Annotated in this window: 22 protein-coding genes; 9 read left to right on the top strand and 13 right to left on the bottom strand. The window is 66.4% G+C overall.

Going from position 1 to position 17,020, the window contains the following annotated elements; translation table 11 throughout:
- Positions 1–38 precede the first annotated feature (38 nt).
- The gene (locus tag RLN94_RS04780) at positions 39–398 is read right to left on the bottom strand and encodes a hypothetical protein (RefSeq protein ID WP_350123034.1); all 360 of its coding nucleotides are present in this window, start codon (positions 396–398) and stop codon (positions 39–41) included.
- A gap of 338 nt (positions 399–736) precedes the next feature.
- On the opposite strand from RLN94_RS04780, the gene RLN94_RS04785 reads away from it, so the two are divergent.
- From RLN94_RS04785 to RLN94_RS04805, 5 genes are all read left to right on the top strand, one after another.
- Positions 737–2,275 carry an ABC transporter substrate-binding protein gene (locus tag RLN94_RS04785; RefSeq protein WP_350158501.1) on the top strand — a complete coding sequence of 513 codons (1,539 nt, stop codon included), beginning with the start codon at positions 737–739 and terminating at the stop codon, positions 2,273–2,275.
- A gap of 144 nt (positions 2,276–2,419) precedes the next feature.
- The gene (locus tag RLN94_RS04790; protein WP_350123028.1) at positions 2,420–3,406 is read left to right on the top strand and encodes an ABC transporter permease; all 987 of its coding nucleotides are present in this window, start codon (positions 2,420–2,422) and stop codon (positions 3,404–3,406) included.
- Positions 3,403–4,311, top strand: a complete 909-nt coding sequence (locus RLN94_RS04795) for an ABC transporter permease (protein ID WP_350123025.1) — start codon at positions 3,403–3,405, stop codon at positions 4,309–4,311. The genes RLN94_RS04790 and RLN94_RS04795 overlap by 4 nt, the downstream gene beginning before the upstream one ends.
- On the top strand, positions 4,311–5,282 hold the full coding sequence (locus RLN94_RS04800; RefSeq protein WP_350123022.1) for an ABC transporter ATP-binding protein: 972 nt from the start codon (positions 4,311–4,313) through the stop codon (positions 5,280–5,282). The genes RLN94_RS04795 and RLN94_RS04800 overlap by 1 nt, the downstream gene beginning before the upstream one ends.
- Positions 5,279–6,247 (top strand): ABC transporter ATP-binding protein, encoded by a 969-nt coding sequence (locus tag RLN94_RS04805; protein ID WP_350123019.1) that lies wholly within the window; start codon positions 5,279–5,281, stop codon positions 6,245–6,247. The genes RLN94_RS04800 and RLN94_RS04805 overlap by 4 nt, the downstream gene beginning before the upstream one ends.
- 107 nt (positions 6,248–6,354) lie before the next feature.
- Here RLN94_RS04805 and bfr read toward each other — a convergent pair whose 3' ends face one another.
- From bfr to RLN94_RS04830, 5 genes are all read right to left on the bottom strand, one after another.
- A complete protein-coding gene (bfr, locus tag RLN94_RS04810) occupies positions 6,355–6,840 on the bottom strand; it encodes a bacterioferritin (RefSeq protein ID WP_350123016.1) in 486 nt (161 codons plus the stop codon).
- Complete coding sequence (locus RLN94_RS04815; protein WP_300892185.1) at positions 6,806–7,081, bottom strand: (2Fe-2S)-binding protein; 276 nt, start codon at positions 7,079–7,081, stop codon at positions 6,806–6,808. The genes bfr and RLN94_RS04815 overlap by 35 nt, the downstream gene beginning before the upstream one ends.
- A 124-nt stretch (positions 7,082–7,205) precedes the next feature.
- Entirely contained in the window at positions 7,206–7,679 is a 474-nt protein-coding gene (locus RLN94_RS04820) for a hypothetical protein (protein ID WP_350123012.1), read from the bottom strand.
- A 5-nt stretch (positions 7,680–7,684) separates the two neighbouring features.
- The gene (gene hemP, locus RLN94_RS04825; protein WP_502949383.1) at positions 7,685–7,849 is read right to left on the bottom strand and encodes a hemin uptake protein HemP; all 165 of its coding nucleotides are present in this window, start codon (positions 7,847–7,849) and stop codon (positions 7,685–7,687) included.
- The gene (locus RLN94_RS04830) at positions 7,846–7,998 is read right to left on the bottom strand and encodes a hypothetical protein (protein WP_350123009.1); all 153 of its coding nucleotides are present in this window, start codon (positions 7,996–7,998) and stop codon (positions 7,846–7,848) included. The genes hemP and RLN94_RS04830 overlap by 4 nt, the downstream gene beginning before the upstream one ends.
- Before the next feature lie 286 nt (positions 7,999–8,284).
- Here RLN94_RS04830 and RLN94_RS04835 point away from each other — a divergent pair, with 286 nt between their 5' ends.
- The 3 genes from RLN94_RS04835 (at position 8,285) to RLN94_RS04845 (ending at position 9,945) form a co-directional block, all read left to right on the top strand.
- Positions 8,285–8,761, top strand: coding sequence for an NUDIX hydrolase (locus tag RLN94_RS04835; RefSeq protein ID WP_350123006.1), 477 nt, complete (start codon positions 8,285–8,287; stop codon positions 8,759–8,761).
- 73 nt (positions 8,762–8,834) lie between these two features.
- Positions 8,835–9,290 (top strand): DUF1178 family protein, encoded by a 456-nt coding sequence (locus RLN94_RS04840; protein WP_350123003.1) that lies wholly within the window; start codon positions 8,835–8,837, stop codon positions 9,288–9,290.
- A gap of 10 nt (positions 9,291–9,300) precedes the next feature.
- Complete coding sequence (locus tag RLN94_RS04845) at positions 9,301–9,945, top strand: SDR family NAD(P)-dependent oxidoreductase (RefSeq protein ID WP_350123000.1); 645 nt, start codon at positions 9,301–9,303, stop codon at positions 9,943–9,945.
- 92 nt (positions 9,946–10,037) lie between these two features.
- Here the strand turns inward: RLN94_RS04845 and ribD are convergent, their stop codons facing one another.
- The 5 genes from ribD to RLN94_RS04870 form a co-directional block, all read right to left on the bottom strand.
- Complete coding sequence (ribD, locus tag RLN94_RS04850; protein WP_350122997.1) at positions 10,038–11,132, bottom strand: bifunctional diaminohydroxyphosphoribosylaminopyrimidine deaminase/5-amino-6-(5-phosphoribosylamino)uracil reductase RibD; 1,095 nt, start codon at positions 11,130–11,132, stop codon at positions 10,038–10,040.
- Entirely contained in the window at positions 11,129–11,608 is a 480-nt protein-coding gene (nrdR, locus tag RLN94_RS04855) for a transcriptional regulator NrdR (RefSeq protein ID WP_300892178.1), read from the bottom strand. The genes ribD and nrdR overlap by 4 nt, the downstream gene beginning before the upstream one ends.
- A 197-nt stretch (positions 11,609–11,805) precedes the next feature.
- Positions 11,806–12,063: a hypothetical protein gene (locus RLN94_RS04860; protein WP_350122992.1), complete on the bottom strand. Its 258-nt coding sequence runs from the start codon at positions 12,061–12,063 to the stop codon at positions 11,806–11,808.
- Between the two features lie 140 nt (positions 12,064–12,203).
- A complete protein-coding gene (locus tag RLN94_RS04865) occupies positions 12,204–12,629 on the bottom strand; it encodes a secondary thiamine-phosphate synthase enzyme YjbQ (RefSeq protein ID WP_350122989.1) in 426 nt (141 codons plus the stop codon).
- Between the two features lie 5 nt (positions 12,630–12,634).
- The gene (locus tag RLN94_RS04870) at positions 12,635–13,123 is read right to left on the bottom strand and encodes a hypothetical protein (protein WP_350158503.1); all 489 of its coding nucleotides are present in this window, start codon (positions 13,121–13,123) and stop codon (positions 12,635–12,637) included.
- Between the two features lie 157 nt (positions 13,124–13,280).
- On the opposite strand from RLN94_RS04870, the gene RLN94_RS04875 reads away from it, so the two are divergent.
- Entirely contained in the window at positions 13,281–14,195 is a 915-nt protein-coding gene (locus RLN94_RS04875) for an AEC family transporter (RefSeq protein WP_350123321.1), read from the top strand.
- 283 nt (positions 14,196–14,478) lie between these two features.
- On the opposite strand, the gene RLN94_RS04880 is transcribed toward RLN94_RS04875, so the two are convergent.
- Both RLN94_RS04880 and rpoD read right to left on the bottom strand, forming a co-directional pair.
- The gene (locus RLN94_RS04880) at positions 14,479–14,787 is read right to left on the bottom strand and encodes an HlyU family transcriptional regulator (RefSeq protein ID WP_350122983.1); all 309 of its coding nucleotides are present in this window, start codon (positions 14,785–14,787) and stop codon (positions 14,479–14,481) included.
- 146 nt (positions 14,788–14,933) lie between these two features.
- Positions 14,934–16,934 (bottom strand): RNA polymerase sigma factor RpoD, encoded by a 2,001-nt coding sequence (rpoD, locus tag RLN94_RS04885; RefSeq protein WP_350122980.1) that lies wholly within the window; start codon positions 16,932–16,934, stop codon positions 14,934–14,936.
- Positions 16,935–17,020 lie beyond the last annotated feature (86 nt).

A 17,020-nucleotide genomic window follows, 5' to 3' on the forward strand; every position in this document is an offset into this window, starting at 1 on the left:
GCGCCTGCAGGGTCGGTTGGCCGGTGACGGGCCGGAGGTCAGGAGCCTTCGCCTTCGCCCTCGCCTTCTCCCTCACCTTCGCCTTCACCTTCTCCCTCACCTTCGCCTTCGCCCTCACCTTCGCCGGAGGACTCGCCTTCGCCTTCCTCGGAATATTCCTCGGTGCCTTCGCCTTCACCTTCACCCTCGGCTTCGCCTTCACCCTCGGCTTCGCCCTCGCCTTCGCTTTCGCCCTCGCCGGAGGCCAGCAGGACCCAGTCGGGCGTGTCGGTCATGTCGGGGGTCGCCACGGCGGCGTGGGCGGCAGTGCCGCCGGCGACGACAGCGGCCAGCGTGCCCAGCGCGACGCTGCGGCGGGCGGCGACAAGGCGGCGGGGTTTTTCGGGGGTGTCGGTCATGGTCGGGTCTCCTCGTGTTCCTGATAGAAATAATTGGTATTGGTCGCCAGCGCGCCTGTCAACAAAGCCATGCATTCTAGTCAGGTATGGAAATCGACGCGCCGGACCCGCCCGGACCACGGCCACCCCCCCGCCACGGGGCACGCCCCAAGCCTTTGACCTTTTGATAAAAATTCCCATAGGTCGCTGGATTGGCTGACTTTTTATCCCGCTTGACAGCCCTGACGTAGGGGCACGCGGCCTTTACACCCGTCCAGAATCGCGACAACCTTGCGCGCATGTCGGGGCACCCACGCTATGGTGGTGCCACGAAAACCGGCTTATCCAGGGAGAAATACATGAAAATCCTACGCAATCTTGCAACAGCCTCCGCGATTCTCGTGGCGGCCGCGGGGATCGGCTCGGCGCAGACGCTGAACTTCGCCTATGACGCCGACCCGGTGTCGCTCGATCCGCATGAGCAGCTTTCGGGCGGCACGCTGCAGCTCAGCCACATGGTCTTCGACCCGCTGGTGCGCTGGAACAAGGACCTCGGCTTCGACCCGCGCATCGCTACCGAGTGGGAGCGGATCGACGACACGACCATGCTGTTCCACATCCGCGAAGGCGTGAAATTCCATTCCGGCAACGAGCTGACGGCCGAAGACGTGGTCTACACGATCGAGCGGCTGAAATCCTCGCCCGACTTCAAGGGCATCTTTGCCGGCTGGACCTCGGCCACCGCGGTCGACGACTATACCGTCGAGGTGAAGACGGACGGGCCGAGCCCGCTGATCCTGCACACGGCGACCTATGTCTTCCCGCTGGACAAGAAGTTCTACACCGAGGGCGGCGACGAGATCGCCAAGCACGGCGACAGCTTTGCCAGCAAGAACATCTCGGGCACCGGCCCGTTCACCGTGGCCGAGCGCGAACAGGGCGTGAAGGTGACGTTCGAGCGCAACCCGGATTACTGGGACACCGAAAGCCCGGGCAACGTGCAGACCGCCGTGCTGACCCCGATCAAGGAAGCGCCGACCCGTGTCGCCGCCCTGCTGTCGGGTGACGTCGACTTCATCGCGCCGGTGCCGCCGACCGATCTCGAGCGGATCGAGAACGACGAGAACACCAACCTCGTCAGCATGACCGGCACCCGGATCATCACGCTGCAGCTCAACCAGGAGCGCCACGAGGCGCTGGCCGACGTCAAGGTCCGCCAGGCGATCGTGCATGCCATCAACAACGAAGGCATCGTGCAGAAGATCATGAAGGGCTTCGGCACCGTCGCGGCGCAACAGTCGCCCGAGGGCTACGTGGGCCACAACCCCAACCTCGAGCCGCGCTACGACGTGGAAAAGGCCAAGGCGCTGATGGAAGAGGCCGGTTATGCCGACGGGTTCTCGGCCACGATGATGTGCCCCAACAACCGCTACGTGAACGACTACAAGATCTGCGAAGCGGCGGCGGCCATGCTGGCCAAGATCGGCATCGAGATCGACCTGACCACCATGCCCAAGGCGCAATACTGGCCCAAGTTCGACGAACGCGCCGCCGACATCATGATGATCGGCTGGCACGCGGACACCGAGGACAGCGCCAACTTCAACGAGTTCCTGACCATGACCCCGAACGCCGATACCGGCCGTGGCCAGTACAACTCGGGCAACTACTCGAACGAGGAGGTCGACCGCCTGACCATGGCGTCGCTGACCGAGACGGACGAGCAAAAGCGCGCCGACATGCTGCAGAAGGTCGAGCAGATCCTCTATGACGAGGCCGCCTTCGTGCCGCTGCACTGGCAGGATCTGGCCTGGGCCGCGCGCACCGGCGTCGACATCGAGCCCGTGCTCAACGTGATGAACTTCCCCTACCTGGGCGACCTGGTCATCGAAGAGTAAGCATTACGCTGCGTCCGGCGGGCCGGTTTTCCCGGCCCGTCGGCTTTCCGCGCCTTGCACCCGGTGCGCCATCCGTGATTTGTCGCGCGCCACGCACCACCTGAGTCGCCAGACGAGCGCGCGCCACGGGACAGATCCGAAGCCATGCACATTCTAGCTTTCCTCATCCGCCGGGCCCTGCAGGCCGTGATCGTGATGTTCGTCATCTCGCTCATCGGCTTTTCCATCCAGGACAATCTCGGCGATCCGCTGCGCGAACTTGTGGGCCAGTCGGTCTCGGAGGAAGAGCGCGTCGCCCTGCGCGAGGAACTGGGCCTCAACGACCCGTTCCTGGCACAGTATCTCCGGTTCCTCGGCAATGCCGTGCAGGGGGACCTCGGCACCTCGTATTTCTTCAAGCGCCCCGCCCTCGACGTGATCATGGACAAGTTCCCGGCCACGTTCGAGCTGGTGCTGGGCGCCGTCGTCATCTTCCTGTCGGTGTCGATCCCGGCGGGGATATATTGCGCGATCAACCGCGACAGTTTCCTCACCCGCGTCATCATGACCGGCTCGATCATCGGCATTTCGATCCCCGTCTTCCTGACCGCGATCATGCTGGTCTGGATCTTCGGGGTCGAGCTTCAATGGCTGCCCGCCTTCGGGCGCGGCGACACGGTCGAGCTGCCATGGGGCTGGGACACGGGCCTTCTGACGGTTGACGGCTGGGCGCACCTGATCCTGCCCTCGGTCGCGCTTTCGTCGATCATGCTGCCGCTCTTCATCCGCCTGATCCGGGCCGAGATGATGGAGACGATGGCCACCGATTACGTGCGCTTCGCCCGCGCCAAGGGGCTTTCGACCCGGCGGGTGCGCTATGTCCACGCCTTCCGTAACACGCTTCTGCCGGTGGTGACGGTGGGCGGGCTGATGATCGGCACGCTCATCGCCTATACCATCCTGACCGAGACGGTCTTCCAGTGGCCGGGCATGGGCTTTCTCTTTCTCGAGGCGGTGAACCGGGTCGATACGCCTCTCATCATCGCCTATATCATCGTGGTCGGCCTGATCTTCGTGGTGGTCAACACCATCGTCGATTTCATCTACACGCTGATCAACCCGACCGTGAAACTGCCGGGGGCCAAATCATGATCACCTGGCGCTTTGTCTTCAAACGCTTCCTTGGCGACCCGGTGGCGATGGCCGCGGGGATCGTCCTGCTGCTGCTCATCCTGATGGCGGCGTTCGCGCCCTTCATCGCGCCGCAGAACCCCTATGACCTGATGCAGCTCGACATCATGGACAGCGAGATGCCCCCGTCGTGGCGCGAGGGCGGCGACGAACGCTTCCTGCTGGGCACCGACGCGCAGGGGCGCGGGGTGCTGTCGACCATCATGTACGGCACCGGCATTTCCCTCCTGATCGGGATCGGCGCGGTGATCGTGCAGGCCATCCTCGGCATCACGCTGGGGCTCATCGCGGGCTACAAGGGCGGCTGGATCGACGCCTTCCTGATGCGGCTGGCGGATATCCAGATGTCGCTCTCGACCCTGATGATCGCGATCATCGTGCTGGCCATCTTCAACGCCGCTTTTGATGCCAACACCTATGCCGACTATGCCATCTTCATGCTGATCGTGATCATCGGCATCGCCGAATGGCCCAAGTTCGCCCGCACGGTGCGCAGCTCTGTGCTGGGCGAGAAGGGCAAGGAATATGTCGACGCCGCCCGCGTCATCGGCCTGCCGCCGCGCAAGGTGATGTGGGGGCATATCCTGCCCAACACGCTGACGCCGGTGCTGGTCATTTCGACCATCCAGGTGGCCGAGGCGATCATGACCGAGGCGGCGCTCTCCTTCCTCGGGCTGGGGATGCCGACCGACAAGCCGTCGCTGGGCTCGCTCATCCGCTCAGGGTTCGAGTTCATCTTCTCGGGCTCGTGGTGGATCACGCTCTACCCCGCCATCGTGCTGGTGGTGCTGATCCTCGCGCTGAACCTTCTGGGCGACTGGATGCGCGACGTGCTCAATCCGAAACTGCGGCGGGGAGAGGACTGATGGCGATGCTCGAAGTACGCGACCTGCGCGTGGCCTTTCCGCGCGGCAAGAATAATGAGGTCGAGGCCCTGCGCGGTGTCGACCTAACGCTGGAAAAGGGCGAGCGGCTGGGCGTCGTGGGCGAGTCGGGCGCGGGCAAGTCGATGCTGGCCTTCGCTATCCTCAACCTCATTGCCGAGCCGGGCCGCGTGTCGGACGGCACGATCAATTTCCACGGGCAGAACCTTCTGGAGCTGTCCGAGCGGAAGATCCGCAAGCTGCGCGGCAACCGCATCTCGATGATCTTCCAGGACCCGATGGTCACGCTCAACCCGGTGATGACCATCGGCGCCCAGATGATCGAGACGCTGCAGGCGCATCGCCGCATCTCCAGATCGGAGGCGCACAAGCTCTGCGTCGACAAGCTGCGGCTTGTGGCCATCCCCTCGGCCGAGAACCGGATGACCTCCTACCCGCACGAACTTTCCGGCGGCCTCCGCCAGCGGGTCGTCATCGCCATCGCGCTTTTGACGGACCCGGAGCTGATCATCGCCGACGAGCCCACCACGGCGCTCGACGTGACGATCCAGGCCGAGATCATGGCGCTCATCCTCAAGCTCTGCCGCGAGCATGACGTGGCGCTGATCCTGATCACCCACGACCTCGGCGTCGTGGCCGAGGTGACCGAGCGGATCATGATCATGTATGCCGGCAAATGCGTCGAGGAAGGCCCCACGCAGGAGATCATCCGCGCGCCGCAGCACCCCTATACCTACGGCCTGCTGCAGGCCCTGCCGCAGAACGCGGCGCGGGGCGAGCGGCTCTACCAGATCCCCGGCTCGATGCCGCCGATCACCGCCCTGCCCAAGGGCTGCGCCTATCACCCGCGCTGCAACCGCGCGACCGAGCGCTGCCGGCAGGAAATCCCCGAACGCGCGGGCGGCCACGCCGCCTGCTTCCACCCCCTGACCCCGGCGGAGGCCGCCTCATGAGCCAGCCCATCGTCGAAACCAAGGGCGTCGAGGTGCGCTTTGCGCTGCCCACGCACTTCCTGTCGCGCGAAACCCCGGTGCTGCACGCGCTGAACGGCGTCGACCTCGCCATCGAACCCGGCGAAAGCTTCTGCGTGGTGGGCGAGTCGGGCTGTGGCAAGACCACGCTGGGCCGCGCCATCATCGGCCTGCTGAACCCCACCGAGGGCGAAATCCACTTCCAGGGCCGGCGCATCGACACCATGGACGAGGCCGCCCGCAAGCCGGTGCGCCGCGACATGCAGATGGTGTTCCAGAACCCCTACGCCTCGCTCAACCCGCGCCGCAACGTGTTCGACACGCTGGCCGAGCCGGTGCGCCACCTGATGCCGGAAATGAATGCCCAGCAGGTGCGCCAGCGGGTCGAGGAGGTGCTGGACGCCACCGGCTGCGACCAGAGCTGGCAGCGCCGCCTGCCGCACGAGTTCTCGGGCGGCCAGCGCCAGCGCATCGCCATCGCCCGCGCGCTGGTGACGAACCCCGCCTTCATCGTCGCCGACGAGCCCATCTCGGCGCTCGACGTCTCGATCCAGGCGCAGATCCTCAACCTGCTGACCGACCTGCAGGCCGAGCGCGGGCTGACCTACCTGTTCATCACCCACGACCTGTCGGTGGTCGAGCATTTCGGCACCCGCGTCGCGGTGATGTACCTGGGCAGGATCATGGAGCTGGCGCGCGCCGAGGACCTCTTCGCCACGCCGAAACACCCCTATACGCGCCTCCTGCTCGACGCGATCCCCAAGCTCGAGGGCGGCTCCTTCGACAACCCGCGCAAGCCCGGCGAACTGCCCGACCCGGTCAACCCGCCGCCCGGCTGCCCCTTCGCGCCCCGCTGCCCCATGGCCGAGGCGATCTGCCGCCAGGACCGTCCCGAGCTCCGCACGCTCGCCAACGGCACCCAGGCCGCCTGCCACTTCGCGGAATAGGAAAGGGGCGGCCCCGAAAAGGCGCCGCCCCATGCTTCTTCTTGGTCCAAATATTCCGGGGGAGACGTTAAAATCCCTCAGGATTTCAACGTCGGGGGCAGAGCCCCCTATTCCGCCTGATCCGCCGAGCTTGCATTCAGCAGGCCATAGCGCTCGGCGCCAAGGCTGTCATACAGGTCGATCTGCGTCTCGAGGAAGTCGATATGGCCTTCCTCGTCGGCGATCAGCTCCTCGAACAGGTTCTTCGAGACGTAATCGCCCACCTTCTCGCAATGGTCTCGCGCCTCGATATAGAGGGTGCGGGCGTCATGTTCGGCGGCGAGGTCGGCGTCGAGCGTCTCGCGCAGGGTCTCGCCGATGCGCAGCGTGTCGAGCTTCTGCAGGTTGGGGTGGCCGCCGAGGAAGATGATCCGGGTGATCAGCTTGTCGGCGTGGTGCATCTCCTCGATGCTTTCCTCGCGCGACTTGGCGGCGTTCTTGCCATAGCCCCAGTCTTCCTGAAGCCGGTAATGCAGCCAGTACTGGCTGACCGCCGTGAGTTCGCTCCGCAGTGCCTTGTTAAGGTACTCGATAACCTTTTCGTCGCCCTTCATCGCTCGCTTCCTTTGATTCCTCGCGGCGCCGGTCGCGCCGCTGCATGGGTATGACAAAGGTGTCACACTGATGCATGGTGTCAAGGAAGAGTGGCAGGCATCCCCCGCAGTCGGCCTTCTTGCCAAGCGCGCGGTACACCTTGCCGGGGGTGATGAGCGTGTCTTCGTCGGCCGCGCGCATCCAGTCCACGGCAGCGCGGATATCGCGGTCTGTGATCGACTGGCAATGGCAGATTATCATCTCGGCCTCATCTTAGGATCGCGGTGATCCATCCTGTTTTCGATTTCTGCACGATTCGCCGGCAAAAACCAGAGTTTTTCTGTCGGATACTGTGAAACGCGCCGCTTTGCCGCAGGTTCCGCGTTCAATGTACCGTGATCCCCGCCATGTCCGGCGCGGGCAGCATCCCCGACAGGGTCGAGCGGTGCAGGTAGAGCCCGGCCTCGCGCGCGGCCTCCGTCAGCGGCAGCAGCAGCGGCCCCTCGACGATCAGCGAGCCCACCAGCATCGCGTCCTCCCGCTCGCCGGTGGCGGCGAGCATGATGAAATGGGCGAACACCGCCTCGTCGGCGCCGACGCAGGAGCAGTGCGGCTGGTGCCGGACCAGCTTGCGCCGCCCGTGCCGGCCGATCATGCCCATCACGTCGTTGAGCGCCCGCTGGCAGGTCTTCGCCCGCGCCTCGCCCATCACCTCCAGCAGCAACCGGGCGATATGGTCCTGCCCCTCCGGCCCCTCGGACCAGTGGCGCAGCGCCCGGACCAGCACGCGCTCGGCGCCGGAAAGGGTGTCGAACCCGGCGACGGGGAACCCGCCGCGCATTTCGCTATGCTGTTTCATCGGGGTCACTTCGTCAGGATCAGCTTGCCCATCCGGGTGATGCGCAGCGTGTAGATTTGGCCGTCCAGCGTGATCGTCGCGGTGGCACCCTCGCCGATTAGCTCGCGCGCGTCATATTGCGGCTGGGCGGTGGCCACGTCGCCATCGGGGGATTTGCGAAGCGTCATCATGCCGGCCGCCCCTCGATCCGGTCGAGCAGATGCTCGAGCACCACGTCAGGCGAGAGCATCCCCGCCATGGCCATCTCCGCCGCCTGCTCGCGCGTCGGGCTGGCCCCCCGCACCGGCGCCGCGTTGCGGCTCACCCGTTCAGCAATCATCCGTCGCTCCTTTCCTCATGTCCTGGCTGATGGCTGACCGGCTCCGGTTGGCTGATTGCATTTCTGACTTTTTCACTCAGCTTTGTCAATCCTGATTGTTTCCATCAGATTGCGGCGCGCAAACTCCCGCGCGCGCGGGCATTTCCGGCCCTGCGTGGCAGGGCCACGGCGCCCTTCGGAAAATATGACCCTGCGGCAATCAGGACTCGCAATGCGCGCGCCTCTCTGGCAGGGTGTATATACAATCCGGCCGAGCAGCCCGGGCGCAACCGAGAAGGACAATCCGATGTCCCAGCACTATCTCAAGCAGGTGCCCATCGCGCTTCGTTCGCGGCACAAGTCCGACCTGCGCACGCAGTTCGCCGCGCTGTGCTACCGCATTCGCAACGACAAGCCGGAATTCCTGCTGGTCACCTCTCGCGGGACCAAGCGCTGGATCATTCCCAAGGGCTGGCCGCTCGACGGGCACACCCCCGCCAACGCCGCGCTGCAGGAAGCGTGGGAGGAGGCGGGCGTGCTGGGCCGGGTGGCCGGGCCGTGCCTGGGGCTTTTCTCCTATCACAAGTCCGCCCCGCAGGAAGGCGGGCTGCCCTGTGTCGCCATGGTCTACCCGGTGCGGGTCCGGGCGCTGGCCGAGGATTACCCCGAAAAGGACGAGCGCAAGCGCAAGTGGATGCGCCGCAAGAAGGCCGCGGCGAAGGTCGACGAGCCGGAGCTGGCCCAGATCATCCGCCGCTTCGACCCCAAGCTGCTGCGGGCCTAAGCGCCCGTATCGCCGCTTGAAAACCGGGCCCGGCGGTATAACTATGCCGCAATTGCGTGATGGAGTAGACGGTGTGATTCAGTACACCCTCAAATGCGACAAGGACCACCGCTTCGACAGCTGGTTCCAGTCGGCCGCGGCGTTCGACAAGCTGCAATCGGCGGGCATGGTGGCCTGCGCAATCTGCGGCTCGCCCCATGTGGAGAAGGCGCTGATGGCGCCCAGCGTGCGCGACAGCAGGCACAAATCCCCGCAGGCGCCCGTAAAACCCGACGCGCCCCGCCACCGCCCGCTCTCCGCCCCCGCGACCACCGCCGAACAGGCGCTGGCCGAATTGAAGCGGCATGTCGAGAAGAACTCCGAATACGTGGGCCTCAACTTCGTCCGCGAAGCCCGGCAGATGCACGAGGGCACCGCGCCCGAACGCGCGATCTACGGCGAGGCCAAGCCCGAGGAGGCGCGCAAGCTGCTCGAGGACGGCGTGCCGGTCGCGCCCCTGCCCTTCCTGCCCAACCGGAAATCCAACTGAGGAGGCGGCGATGCATGTCGTGATCACCGGGGTCAGCCGGGGGATCGGCCACGCCCTTGCCGAGCGCTACCGCCGCATGGGCCACGAGGTGACGGGCACCGCCCGCTCCGGCGGGGCCGAGGTCGAGCTGGACGTGACGCAGCCCGACCAGTTCGAGGCGCTGGCCGCCCATGTCGACGGCAAGCCCGTCGACCTTCTGATCTGCAACGCCGGCATCTATCCCGACAAGGGCCAGTCCCTCGCCAGCGGCTTCGCGCCCGAGACCTGGGCCGCCTCCATGGCCACCAACGTGACCGGCGTCTTCCTGACGGTACAGTCCATGATGACCGGGCTGCAGCTGGCGAAACAGCCGAAGATCGCCATCCTCTCCAGCCGCCTCGGCAGTGACGAGCTGGCCGCCGGCGGCAGCTATTGCTACCGCGCCTCCAAGGCCGCCGCGCTCAACCTCGGGCGCAACCTTGCCATCGACCTGAAGGAGTTGGATATCGCCGTGGGCATCTACCACCCCGGCTGGGTCCGCACCGACATGGGCGGGGAAAAGGGCGAGGTCGGCGTGGGCGACAGCGCCGATGGCCTGATTGCCGAGTTCGACCGGCTGACCCTCGACACCACCGGCTGCTTCCGCACATGGGACGGCCGCGACCTGCCGTTCTGAGTCAGCCCCACCAAGCCCCGGGGAGGCGCCGGTCTATCGCATCTTCTTGGCAAAAATACTCAATTCCGACAGGTCCAACGGGCACCGCCGCCTCAGGTCCGCACCCACCGGTGCATCACGTCCCCGCCCACCTGCCGGACCTCGGCCAGGGCAAACCGCTCCGCCTCGTCCAGCGACGAGATCCCCATCGCCCCCACCGAGGGCAGCCCTTCCGCGCCAACCGCGAAGCCGGCTGTAAACCCCACCAGCTCATCGACCAGCCCGGCCGAGAGGAGCGACGCCGCCAGCGCCCCGCCGCCCTCGCAGAACACCCGCGTCAGCCCCGCCGCCCCGAGCGCCGCGCAGACCGAGGCCGGATCGATCTGCCGGCCCGTCAGCTCGCAGGGCAAGAGCGTCGCGCCGAAGCCCTGCCATGCCGCGACCCGGTCGACATCCGCATCCGGCCCGTGGCACAGCCACACCGGCACCTCGCCCGCCGTCCGGGCCAGCTTGCCGTCCTGCGGCAGGTCCAGCCTGCGCGAGACGACCACCCGCACCGGCTGCCGCGCAACGCCGAGGCCCCGCACAGTCAGCATCGGGTCGTCAGCCCGTGCCGTGCCCGCCCCCACCATCACCGCGTCATGCCGGGCGCGCAGCCCGTGGACCAGCCGCCGCGCCTCGGGCCCGGTGATCCACTGGCTGTGCCCGCTGGCGGTGGCGATGCGCCCGTCGAAGGAACTGGCGAGTTTCAGGGTGACCCACGGCCGGCCCTCGGTGGCCTTGCGGAAGAACCCGGCAAGGTCGGCCGCGGCCTCGCCTGCCAGCATGCCGGTCACCACCTCGACGCCTGCCGCGCGCAGCATGGCGAAGCCCCGGCCGGAGACCCGCTCGTCGCTGTCCTCCATCGGGGCCACGACGCGGGCCACGCCCGCCTCGATCAGCGCCTCGGCACAGGGCGGCGTCTTGCCATGGTGGGAACAGGGCTCGAGGCTGACATAGGCCGTGGCCCCCCTGGCCGCCGCCCCCGCCTCTGCCAGCGCCACGCGCTCCGCATGGGGCCGCCCGCCCGGCTGGGTCCAGCCCCGCCCGACGATCCGGCCGTCCTGCACGATCACGCAGCCCACGGCGGGGTTGGGCCAGCACTGCCCCTGCCCGCGCCGCCCGAGCGACAGCGCGAGGCGCATGTACCGGATGTCGGTGTCGCTCACTCGTCCGCGGGCGCGTCTTCCGCGGCGTTCGGGCGCAGCTCGCTCACGAACTTGTCGAAATCGTCCGCCGCCTGGAAGTTCTTGTAAACGCTGGCAAACCGCACGTAGGCCACGGTGTCGATCCGGGCCAGGCTTTCCATGACGATCTCGCCCACCGTCTTCGACGGGATGTCGGTCTCGCCCAGGCTTTCCAGCCGCCGCACGATGCCCGAGATCATCTGCTCCACCCGTTCGGGTTCCACCGGGCGCTTCTGCAGCGCGATCCGGATCGAGCGTTCCAGCTTGTCGCGGTCGAAATCCTCGCGCCGCCCGTTGGTCTTGACGACCACGAGGTCGCGCAGTTGCACCCGCTCGTAGGTGGTGAACCGGCCGCCGCAGGCCGGGCAGAACCGCCGCCGCCGGATCGACACGTGATCCTCTGCCGGACGCGAGTCCTTCACCTGTGTATCAATGTTTCCGCAAAACGGGCACCGCATCGCCCCAGCCCCTTTTCTTCTCTGCCTCGTTGGTCATGGGTCTTTGGCCCATTTATCCACAGCCACTATAGGGCAGCCGCAAAGTTTTGGGTAGAGGAGATTTTGCAGCGCTATATAAAGGGGGGCTTCGTGTTGCGCCCGGCCCGGAAAGGCGCCTTTCGCAGGCAACCGGGCCGGACGCGCATCAGATATCGATATTATTCAGCGGCTTGCGCCTTCGGGGCCGGCGCGGTGATCCCGAAGCCTGCCTTTTCCATCTGGGTCAGCGTGCGCAGCGCGATCTTGGTCTGGACCTTCTTCGCCTCTTTCCACGCGGCATTGCGCTCTTCCTTGCTGGCCTCGGGGTTGGTGGCGCGGTACTGCTGATTGAATTGCAGGAAGGCCAGTTTGCGGCCGGCCCAACGGCGCTGTTTCTGCTCTTCGGTGAGCGGGGTCTTGGTTTTGGCTTCAGCCATTTTATAGTCCTTTCGACTGTTACCGGGCGCGGGTCGCGCCACGGCCGATACGGGCGAGATTGCCCTGATTCGGTTTTATCCCCTTTTTGAATCCCCGCAACGGATGTTTGTTGCGCTGCAGCGAAATCCGGCCTGTCTGGCTAGCCGGACACAGCCAGATGCGCGGCCACCTGCCGCACATGCGGGCGGTCGCGATGCTCGAAGACATACAGCCCCTGCCAGGTGCCCAGCGCCATGCGCCCACCGCTCACCGGGATCGTCAGGCTCACCGGCATCATCGCGGCCTTGATATGGGCGGGCATGTCGTCGGGCCCTTCCATCGTGTGCCGCAGGTAGCCCATCGACGGGTCGTCCGAGGGCGGCACCAGCCGGGTGAAATAGGCCAGCAGGTCGCGCTGCACGTCGGGGTCGGCGTTTTCCTGGATCAGCAGGCTGGCCGAGGTATGGCGGATGAAGAGCGTCAGCAGCCCCTCGCCCGCGCCCGAGCCGCGCAGCCAGCTTTCCACCTGCCCGGTGAACTCGTAGAGCCCCTGCCCCCGCGTTTCGATGCCGAAACCGGTCTGCACGGGCCTCAGCACCGCTGCCAGGCGAAGCTGTCGCGGTTCCAGCACTGCCCGTTGGCTTCCTTGCGCTCGAAGACGGGGTAGAAATCATGCGCGCCCACCGTGCCGGGGCTGCATTGCACCTCGGCCAGCACCTGGCCGCCCTTCGCCACGGTCACCCCGCCCGTCACCTGCGGATCGCCCTGCGCCATCCGGTCGATGCTGTAATTGAGCGCATAGGAATGGCCCGCGTTGTAAAGCGTCACCTCCTCCCACAGGTAGCGCCCGACGCCGTTCCACGGCTGCAGGTCCACCTCGGTCACGTGCCGTTCCAGCACCAGCTCCGCCGCGCGGCCCGCGGGCCCGTAGCGATAGACCGCCACGTCGCCGGCAAGGCAGAGGTCGATGGACTTGCTGCCCGACTGGCACTGGAAGAGCGGGATGCCCGCGCAGCCGGACTGCGCGGCGGCGGTCATGGGTGAGAAGGCGAGGCAGGCGGCGATGAGGCACAGGCGCATCGGGGTCTCCGGAAATGACATGAACCAACTGCCACCAGACATACGCCATGCGCCCGGCCCCCGGCAACGGCGATGACGCAATCGCGCCGGGGGCCTTTACCCTGCCGCGCCGAGCGGGCATGAGGGGGCGAACCCCGCCACCGGACCCTTGCCCGCGATGCTGCCCATCCTCGTCACCGGCCTTCTGCCCGTCGTCCTGCTCGTCCTTCTGGGCGGGCTGGTGCGCAACCGGCTGAGCGAGAACGCCTGGGCCGGGCTCGACCGGCTGAATTTCGAGATCCTCTTCCCTGCGCTCATCTTCACCGCCGCCGCCTCCCGGCCCATCGAACCGGCCAGCCTGCTGATCGTGGGCCCGCTGGTGTGGTCGGTGCTGGCGCTGGGGCTGGCATTGGGCTGGCTCGCCCGCCCCTTCGGGCCCGAGCGCTTCCTCGATTTCGCCGGCTGCTGGCAATCGGCATGGCGGTTCAACACGGCCCTGGGCTTCGTGCTGGTGCAGGCGCTGCCCTCGGCCGATATCGGGCTCTACTCGGTGACCATCGGCCTCGGCATTCCGCTCGCCAACATCTTCGCCGTCTCGGCCCTGTCGCGCGGCGAGGGGCTCCGCCTCGGGGCGATGCTGCGCCGGGTGGTGCTGAACCCGTTCCTGCTGGCGAGCCTTGCGGGGGTGGCGGTAGGACTGTCGGGGTTGACGATCCCCGCGCCGGTGCTGGCGCCGGTGACGCTCTTGGCCGAGGCGGCGATCCCGGTGGCGCTCATCTCGATCGGGGCGACGCTCAACTGGCGGGCGCTGGGGCGGCTCGACCGGTTTACCGGCATCCTCGTGACGACCAAGCTGGTGATCCTGCCGCTGACGGTGACGCTGGTGGCGCTGGCGCTCGGCTCTTCGGCGCCCATCGTGCCGGTGCTGGTGGTCTTCGCGGCCCTGCCCACGGCCTCGGCGGCGCATGTGCTGGCGGCGGGCTTCGGCGCCGACCGGCGGCTGGCGGCGACGCTCATTGCCCAGACGACGATCCTGAGCGCGGGGACGTTGCCGGTGTGGATGAGTGTGGCGGAATGGCTGGCGGGGCGGTAGGCGTTTCTTAATGCATTGGTCTGCTAAGGTGTCCTCGGCCGACGCGCGCGCCCGCCCGGAGTCAAGCCGCGCCTTGACGCGGCGCCGGGCGAGCGCCGGCCCGTCCCCACGGGCAGGCGCTTTCGCGGGTGTAGCGTGACGCTCGTAGGGAAGATGTACTCGGCACCATAAAGCGTGGGCCAATTATGTTGCAGCGCCTCCCCACGGGCCGGCGCTCTCCCGGCCGGTTTCACTGGCACCGTATCGGAACCCGCCGCCGGTTCGGGACTGCCCACCTTCACCCTCACCGAGGCCGGTCGAACAGCCGCTCCCCTTGCTCGTCGATCAACCGCTGCGCCTTTCGCACCGACTCCGCGGCGGCGCCGTCGGGGTCGCTCATCATGTCGGCACGGATAAGCTGGTGCGCCTTCACCTCGCCCGCCACTTCCTTCTCGATCCGCGCGGCGACCCGGTAGGTGCCGCCTTCCTTGATCGGTTCCGGATGGATGGTGAAGCCCTGGTAGGTGACGGGGTCATGCGCGGGCGCCGAGCCCTTGCCCGAACCTTTGTCCGAGCCGGAGCCGGACCCGAAGAGACGTGACAAGAGCGACATGGGCAGCCTTTCATTCGTTACAGCACCGGGCAGAAGCCGGACCCCTCAAAGGGTGGGCGCGGGGGCGGATCAAGTCAAGGCCGACCCCGAAAACGAAGCGGGCCGTCTCCCGACGGCCCGCCCTGTCCATCAAATGTACCGCCCGCTCACTGATCCAAGAACGACCGCAGCTTCCGCGACCGGCTCGGGTGCTTCAGCTTGCGCAGGGCCTTGGCCTCGATCTGACGGATCCGTTCGCGGGTCACGCTGAACTGCTGGCCCACCTCCTCGAGCGTGTGGTCGGTGTTCATGCCGATGCCGAAGCGCATCCGCAGGACCCGTTCCTCGCGCGGGGTGAGCGAGGACAGTACCCGCGTCGTGGTTTCCTTCAGGTTGTCCTGAATGGCGCTGTCCAGCGGCAGGATGACGTTCTTGTCCTCGATGAAATCGCCGAGCTGGCTGTCTTCCTCGTCGCCGATGGGCGTCTCGAGGCTGATCGGCTCCTTGGCGATCTTCATCACCTTGCGGACCTTCTCGAGCGGCATCTGCAGCTTCTCGGCCAGCTCTTCCGGCGTGGGCTCCCGCCCGATCTCGTGCAGCATCTGGCGGCCGGTGCGGACCAGCTTGTTGATCGTCTCGATCATGTGCACCGGGATACGGATGGTGCGCGCCTGGTCGGCGATCGAGCGGGTGATCGCCTGCCGGATCCACCAGGTCGCGTAGGTCGAGAACTTGTAGCCGCGGCGATACTCGAACTTGTCGACCGCCTTCATCAGGCCGATGTTCCCCTCCTGAATGAGATCAAGGAATTGCAGGCCACGGTTGGTGTATTTCTTGGCGATCGAGATCACCAGCCGCAGGTTCGCCTCGACCATTTCCTTCTTGGCGTTGCGGGCTTCCTTCTCGCCCTTCTGCACCTGCGCCACGATGCGGCGGAACTCGCTGATGTCGAGGCCCACGTATTGGCCCACCTGCGCCATGTCGGCACGCAGCTCGGCCACCTTGCCGGGCGAGCGTTCCATGAAGGCCTGCCAGCCACGGCCCGACTTGGCCGCCATGTCCTCGAGCCAGTTGGGATCAAGCTCGCGCCCGCGATACTCGTCGACGAATTCCTTGCGGTTGATGCGCGCCTGGTCGGCCAGCTTCACCATCGCGCTGTCGATCTGCATGATCCGGCGGTTGATGCCGTAAAGCTGGTCGATCAGCGCCTCGATCCGGTTGTTGTGAAGGTGCAGCGAGTTCACCAGCTGCACGATCTCCGAGCGCAGCTTCTGGTAGGTATCCTCCTGCGCCTGGGAAAACGAGCCGTCCTCATTGAGCGTGGCCGAGATCCGGCTGTCCTGCATCTCGGACAGTTTCTCGTAATCGTTGGCGATCCGGTCGAGCGTTTCCAGCACGCGCGGCTTCAGCGCGGCCTCCATCGCGGCAAGGCTCATGTTGGCCTGTTCGTCCTCGTCCTCGTCCCCGTCATCCTCGCGCGAGAGCGGGTTGCCGTCGGCGTCGAGCTCGGGCTCCGAGCCGCCCTCCTCCTTCTGGCCGCCGCCCGAGGGGGCCGAGGCCATGTTCGCCGCCTCGACCATCGGCTCGCCTTCCTCGTCGCCCATCTGGCCCGAGAAGGTGGTCTCGAGGTCGATCACGTCGCGAAGCAGAATGTCCTCGCCCAGAAGCTCGTCGCGCCAGATGGTGATGGCCTGGAAGGTCAGCGGGCTTTCGCACAGCCCCGCGATCATCGTGTTCCGCCCCGCCTCGATCCGCTTGGCGATGGCGATCTCGCCCTCGCGGCTGAGCAGTTCGACCGACCCCATCTCGCGCAGGTACATGCGCACCGGGTCGTCTGTCCGGTCGAGCTTCTCTTCCTTGCCCGAGCCCAGCGTCAGCTCGCCCTTGCGGCCGATCTCGGCCACGGCGGTCGATTTCTGCTCTTCCTCCTCGGCTTCCTCGTCCTCGATGATGTTGATGCCCATCTCCGACAGCATCGACATCACGTCCTCGATCTGCTCGCTGCCCACCTGGTCGGGCGGCAGCACCTTGTTGAGCTGATCGTACGTGATGAAACCTTTCTCGCGCGCCTCGGCGATCATCTTCTTGACCGCAGCCTGGCTCATGTCGAGCGAGATTTCGGCCTCCTGATCTTCGGGCTTCTGGTCGTCGTTGTCCTTGGCGGCCATGAACGTCTCCTGAACAGTGGGCGGGTGATTCGAGGATAATCCGAATCAATAGCGCGAATAGGTGATTCGCAAACCCTTTACCCTGA

It is taken from the genome of Roseovarius sp., from assembly GCF_040223625.1.
GTDB lineage: Bacteria > Pseudomonadota > Alphaproteobacteria > Rhodobacterales > Rhodobacteraceae > Roseovarius.

Coding starts and splice junctions, on each gene's coding strand:
- RLN94_RS04780 (WP_350123034.1), bottom strand. CDS start 398: ATGACCGACACCCCCGAAAAACCCCGCCGCCTTGTCGCCGCCCGCCGC.
- RLN94_RS04785 (WP_350158501.1), top strand. CDS start 737: ATGAAAATCCTACGCAATCTTGCAACAGCCTCCGCGATTCTCGTGGCG.
- RLN94_RS04790 (WP_350123028.1), top strand. CDS start 2,420: ATGCACATTCTAGCTTTCCTCATCCGCCGGGCCCTGCAGGCCGTGATC.
- RLN94_RS04795 (WP_350123025.1), top strand. CDS start 3,403: ATGATCACCTGGCGCTTTGTCTTCAAACGCTTCCTTGGCGACCCGGTG.
- RLN94_RS04800 (WP_350123022.1), top strand. CDS start 4,311: ATGGCGATGCTCGAAGTACGCGACCTGCGCGTGGCCTTTCCGCGCGGC.
- RLN94_RS04805 (WP_350123019.1), top strand. CDS start 5,279: ATGAGCCAGCCCATCGTCGAAACCAAGGGCGTCGAGGTGCGCTTTGCG.
- bfr (WP_350123016.1), bottom strand. CDS start 6,840: ATGAAGGGCGACGAAAAGGTTATCGAGTACCTTAACAAGGCACTGCGG.
- RLN94_RS04815 (WP_300892185.1), bottom strand. CDS start 7,081: ATGATAATCTGCCATTGCCAGTCGATCACAGACCGCGATATCCGCGCT.
- RLN94_RS04820 (WP_350123012.1), bottom strand. CDS start 7,679: ATGAAACAGCATAGCGAAATGCGCGGCGGGTTCCCCGTCGCCGGGTTC.
- hemP (WP_502949383.1), bottom strand. CDS start 7,849: ATGATGACGCTTCGCAAATCCCCCGATGGCGACGTGGCCACCGCCCAG.
- RLN94_RS04830 (WP_350123009.1), bottom strand. CDS start 7,998: ATGATTGCTGAACGGGTGAGCCGCAACGCGGCGCCGGTGCGGGGGGCC.
- RLN94_RS04835 (WP_350123006.1), top strand. CDS start 8,285: ATGTCCCAGCACTATCTCAAGCAGGTGCCCATCGCGCTTCGTTCGCGG.
- RLN94_RS04845 (WP_350123000.1), top strand. CDS start 9,301: ATGCATGTCGTGATCACCGGGGTCAGCCGGGGGATCGGCCACGCCCTT.
- nrdR (WP_300892178.1), bottom strand. CDS start 11,608: ATGCGGTGCCCGTTTTGCGGAAACATTGATACACAGGTGAAGGACTCG.
- RLN94_RS04860 (WP_350122992.1), bottom strand. CDS start 12,063: ATGGCTGAAGCCAAAACCAAGACCCCGCTCACCGAAGAGCAGAAACAG.
- RLN94_RS04870 (WP_350158503.1), bottom strand. CDS start 13,123: ATGCGCCTGTGCCTCATCGCCGCCTGCCTCGCCTTCTCACCCATGACC.
- RLN94_RS04875 (WP_350123321.1), top strand. CDS start 13,281: ATGCTGCCCATCCTCGTCACCGGCCTTCTGCCCGTCGTCCTGCTCGTC.
- RLN94_RS04880 (WP_350122983.1), bottom strand. CDS start 14,787: ATGTCGCTCTTGTCACGTCTCTTCGGGTCCGGCTCCGGCTCGGACAAA.
- rpoD (WP_350122980.1), bottom strand. CDS start 16,934: ATGGCCGCCAAGGACAACGACGACCAGAAGCCCGAAGATCAGGAGGCC.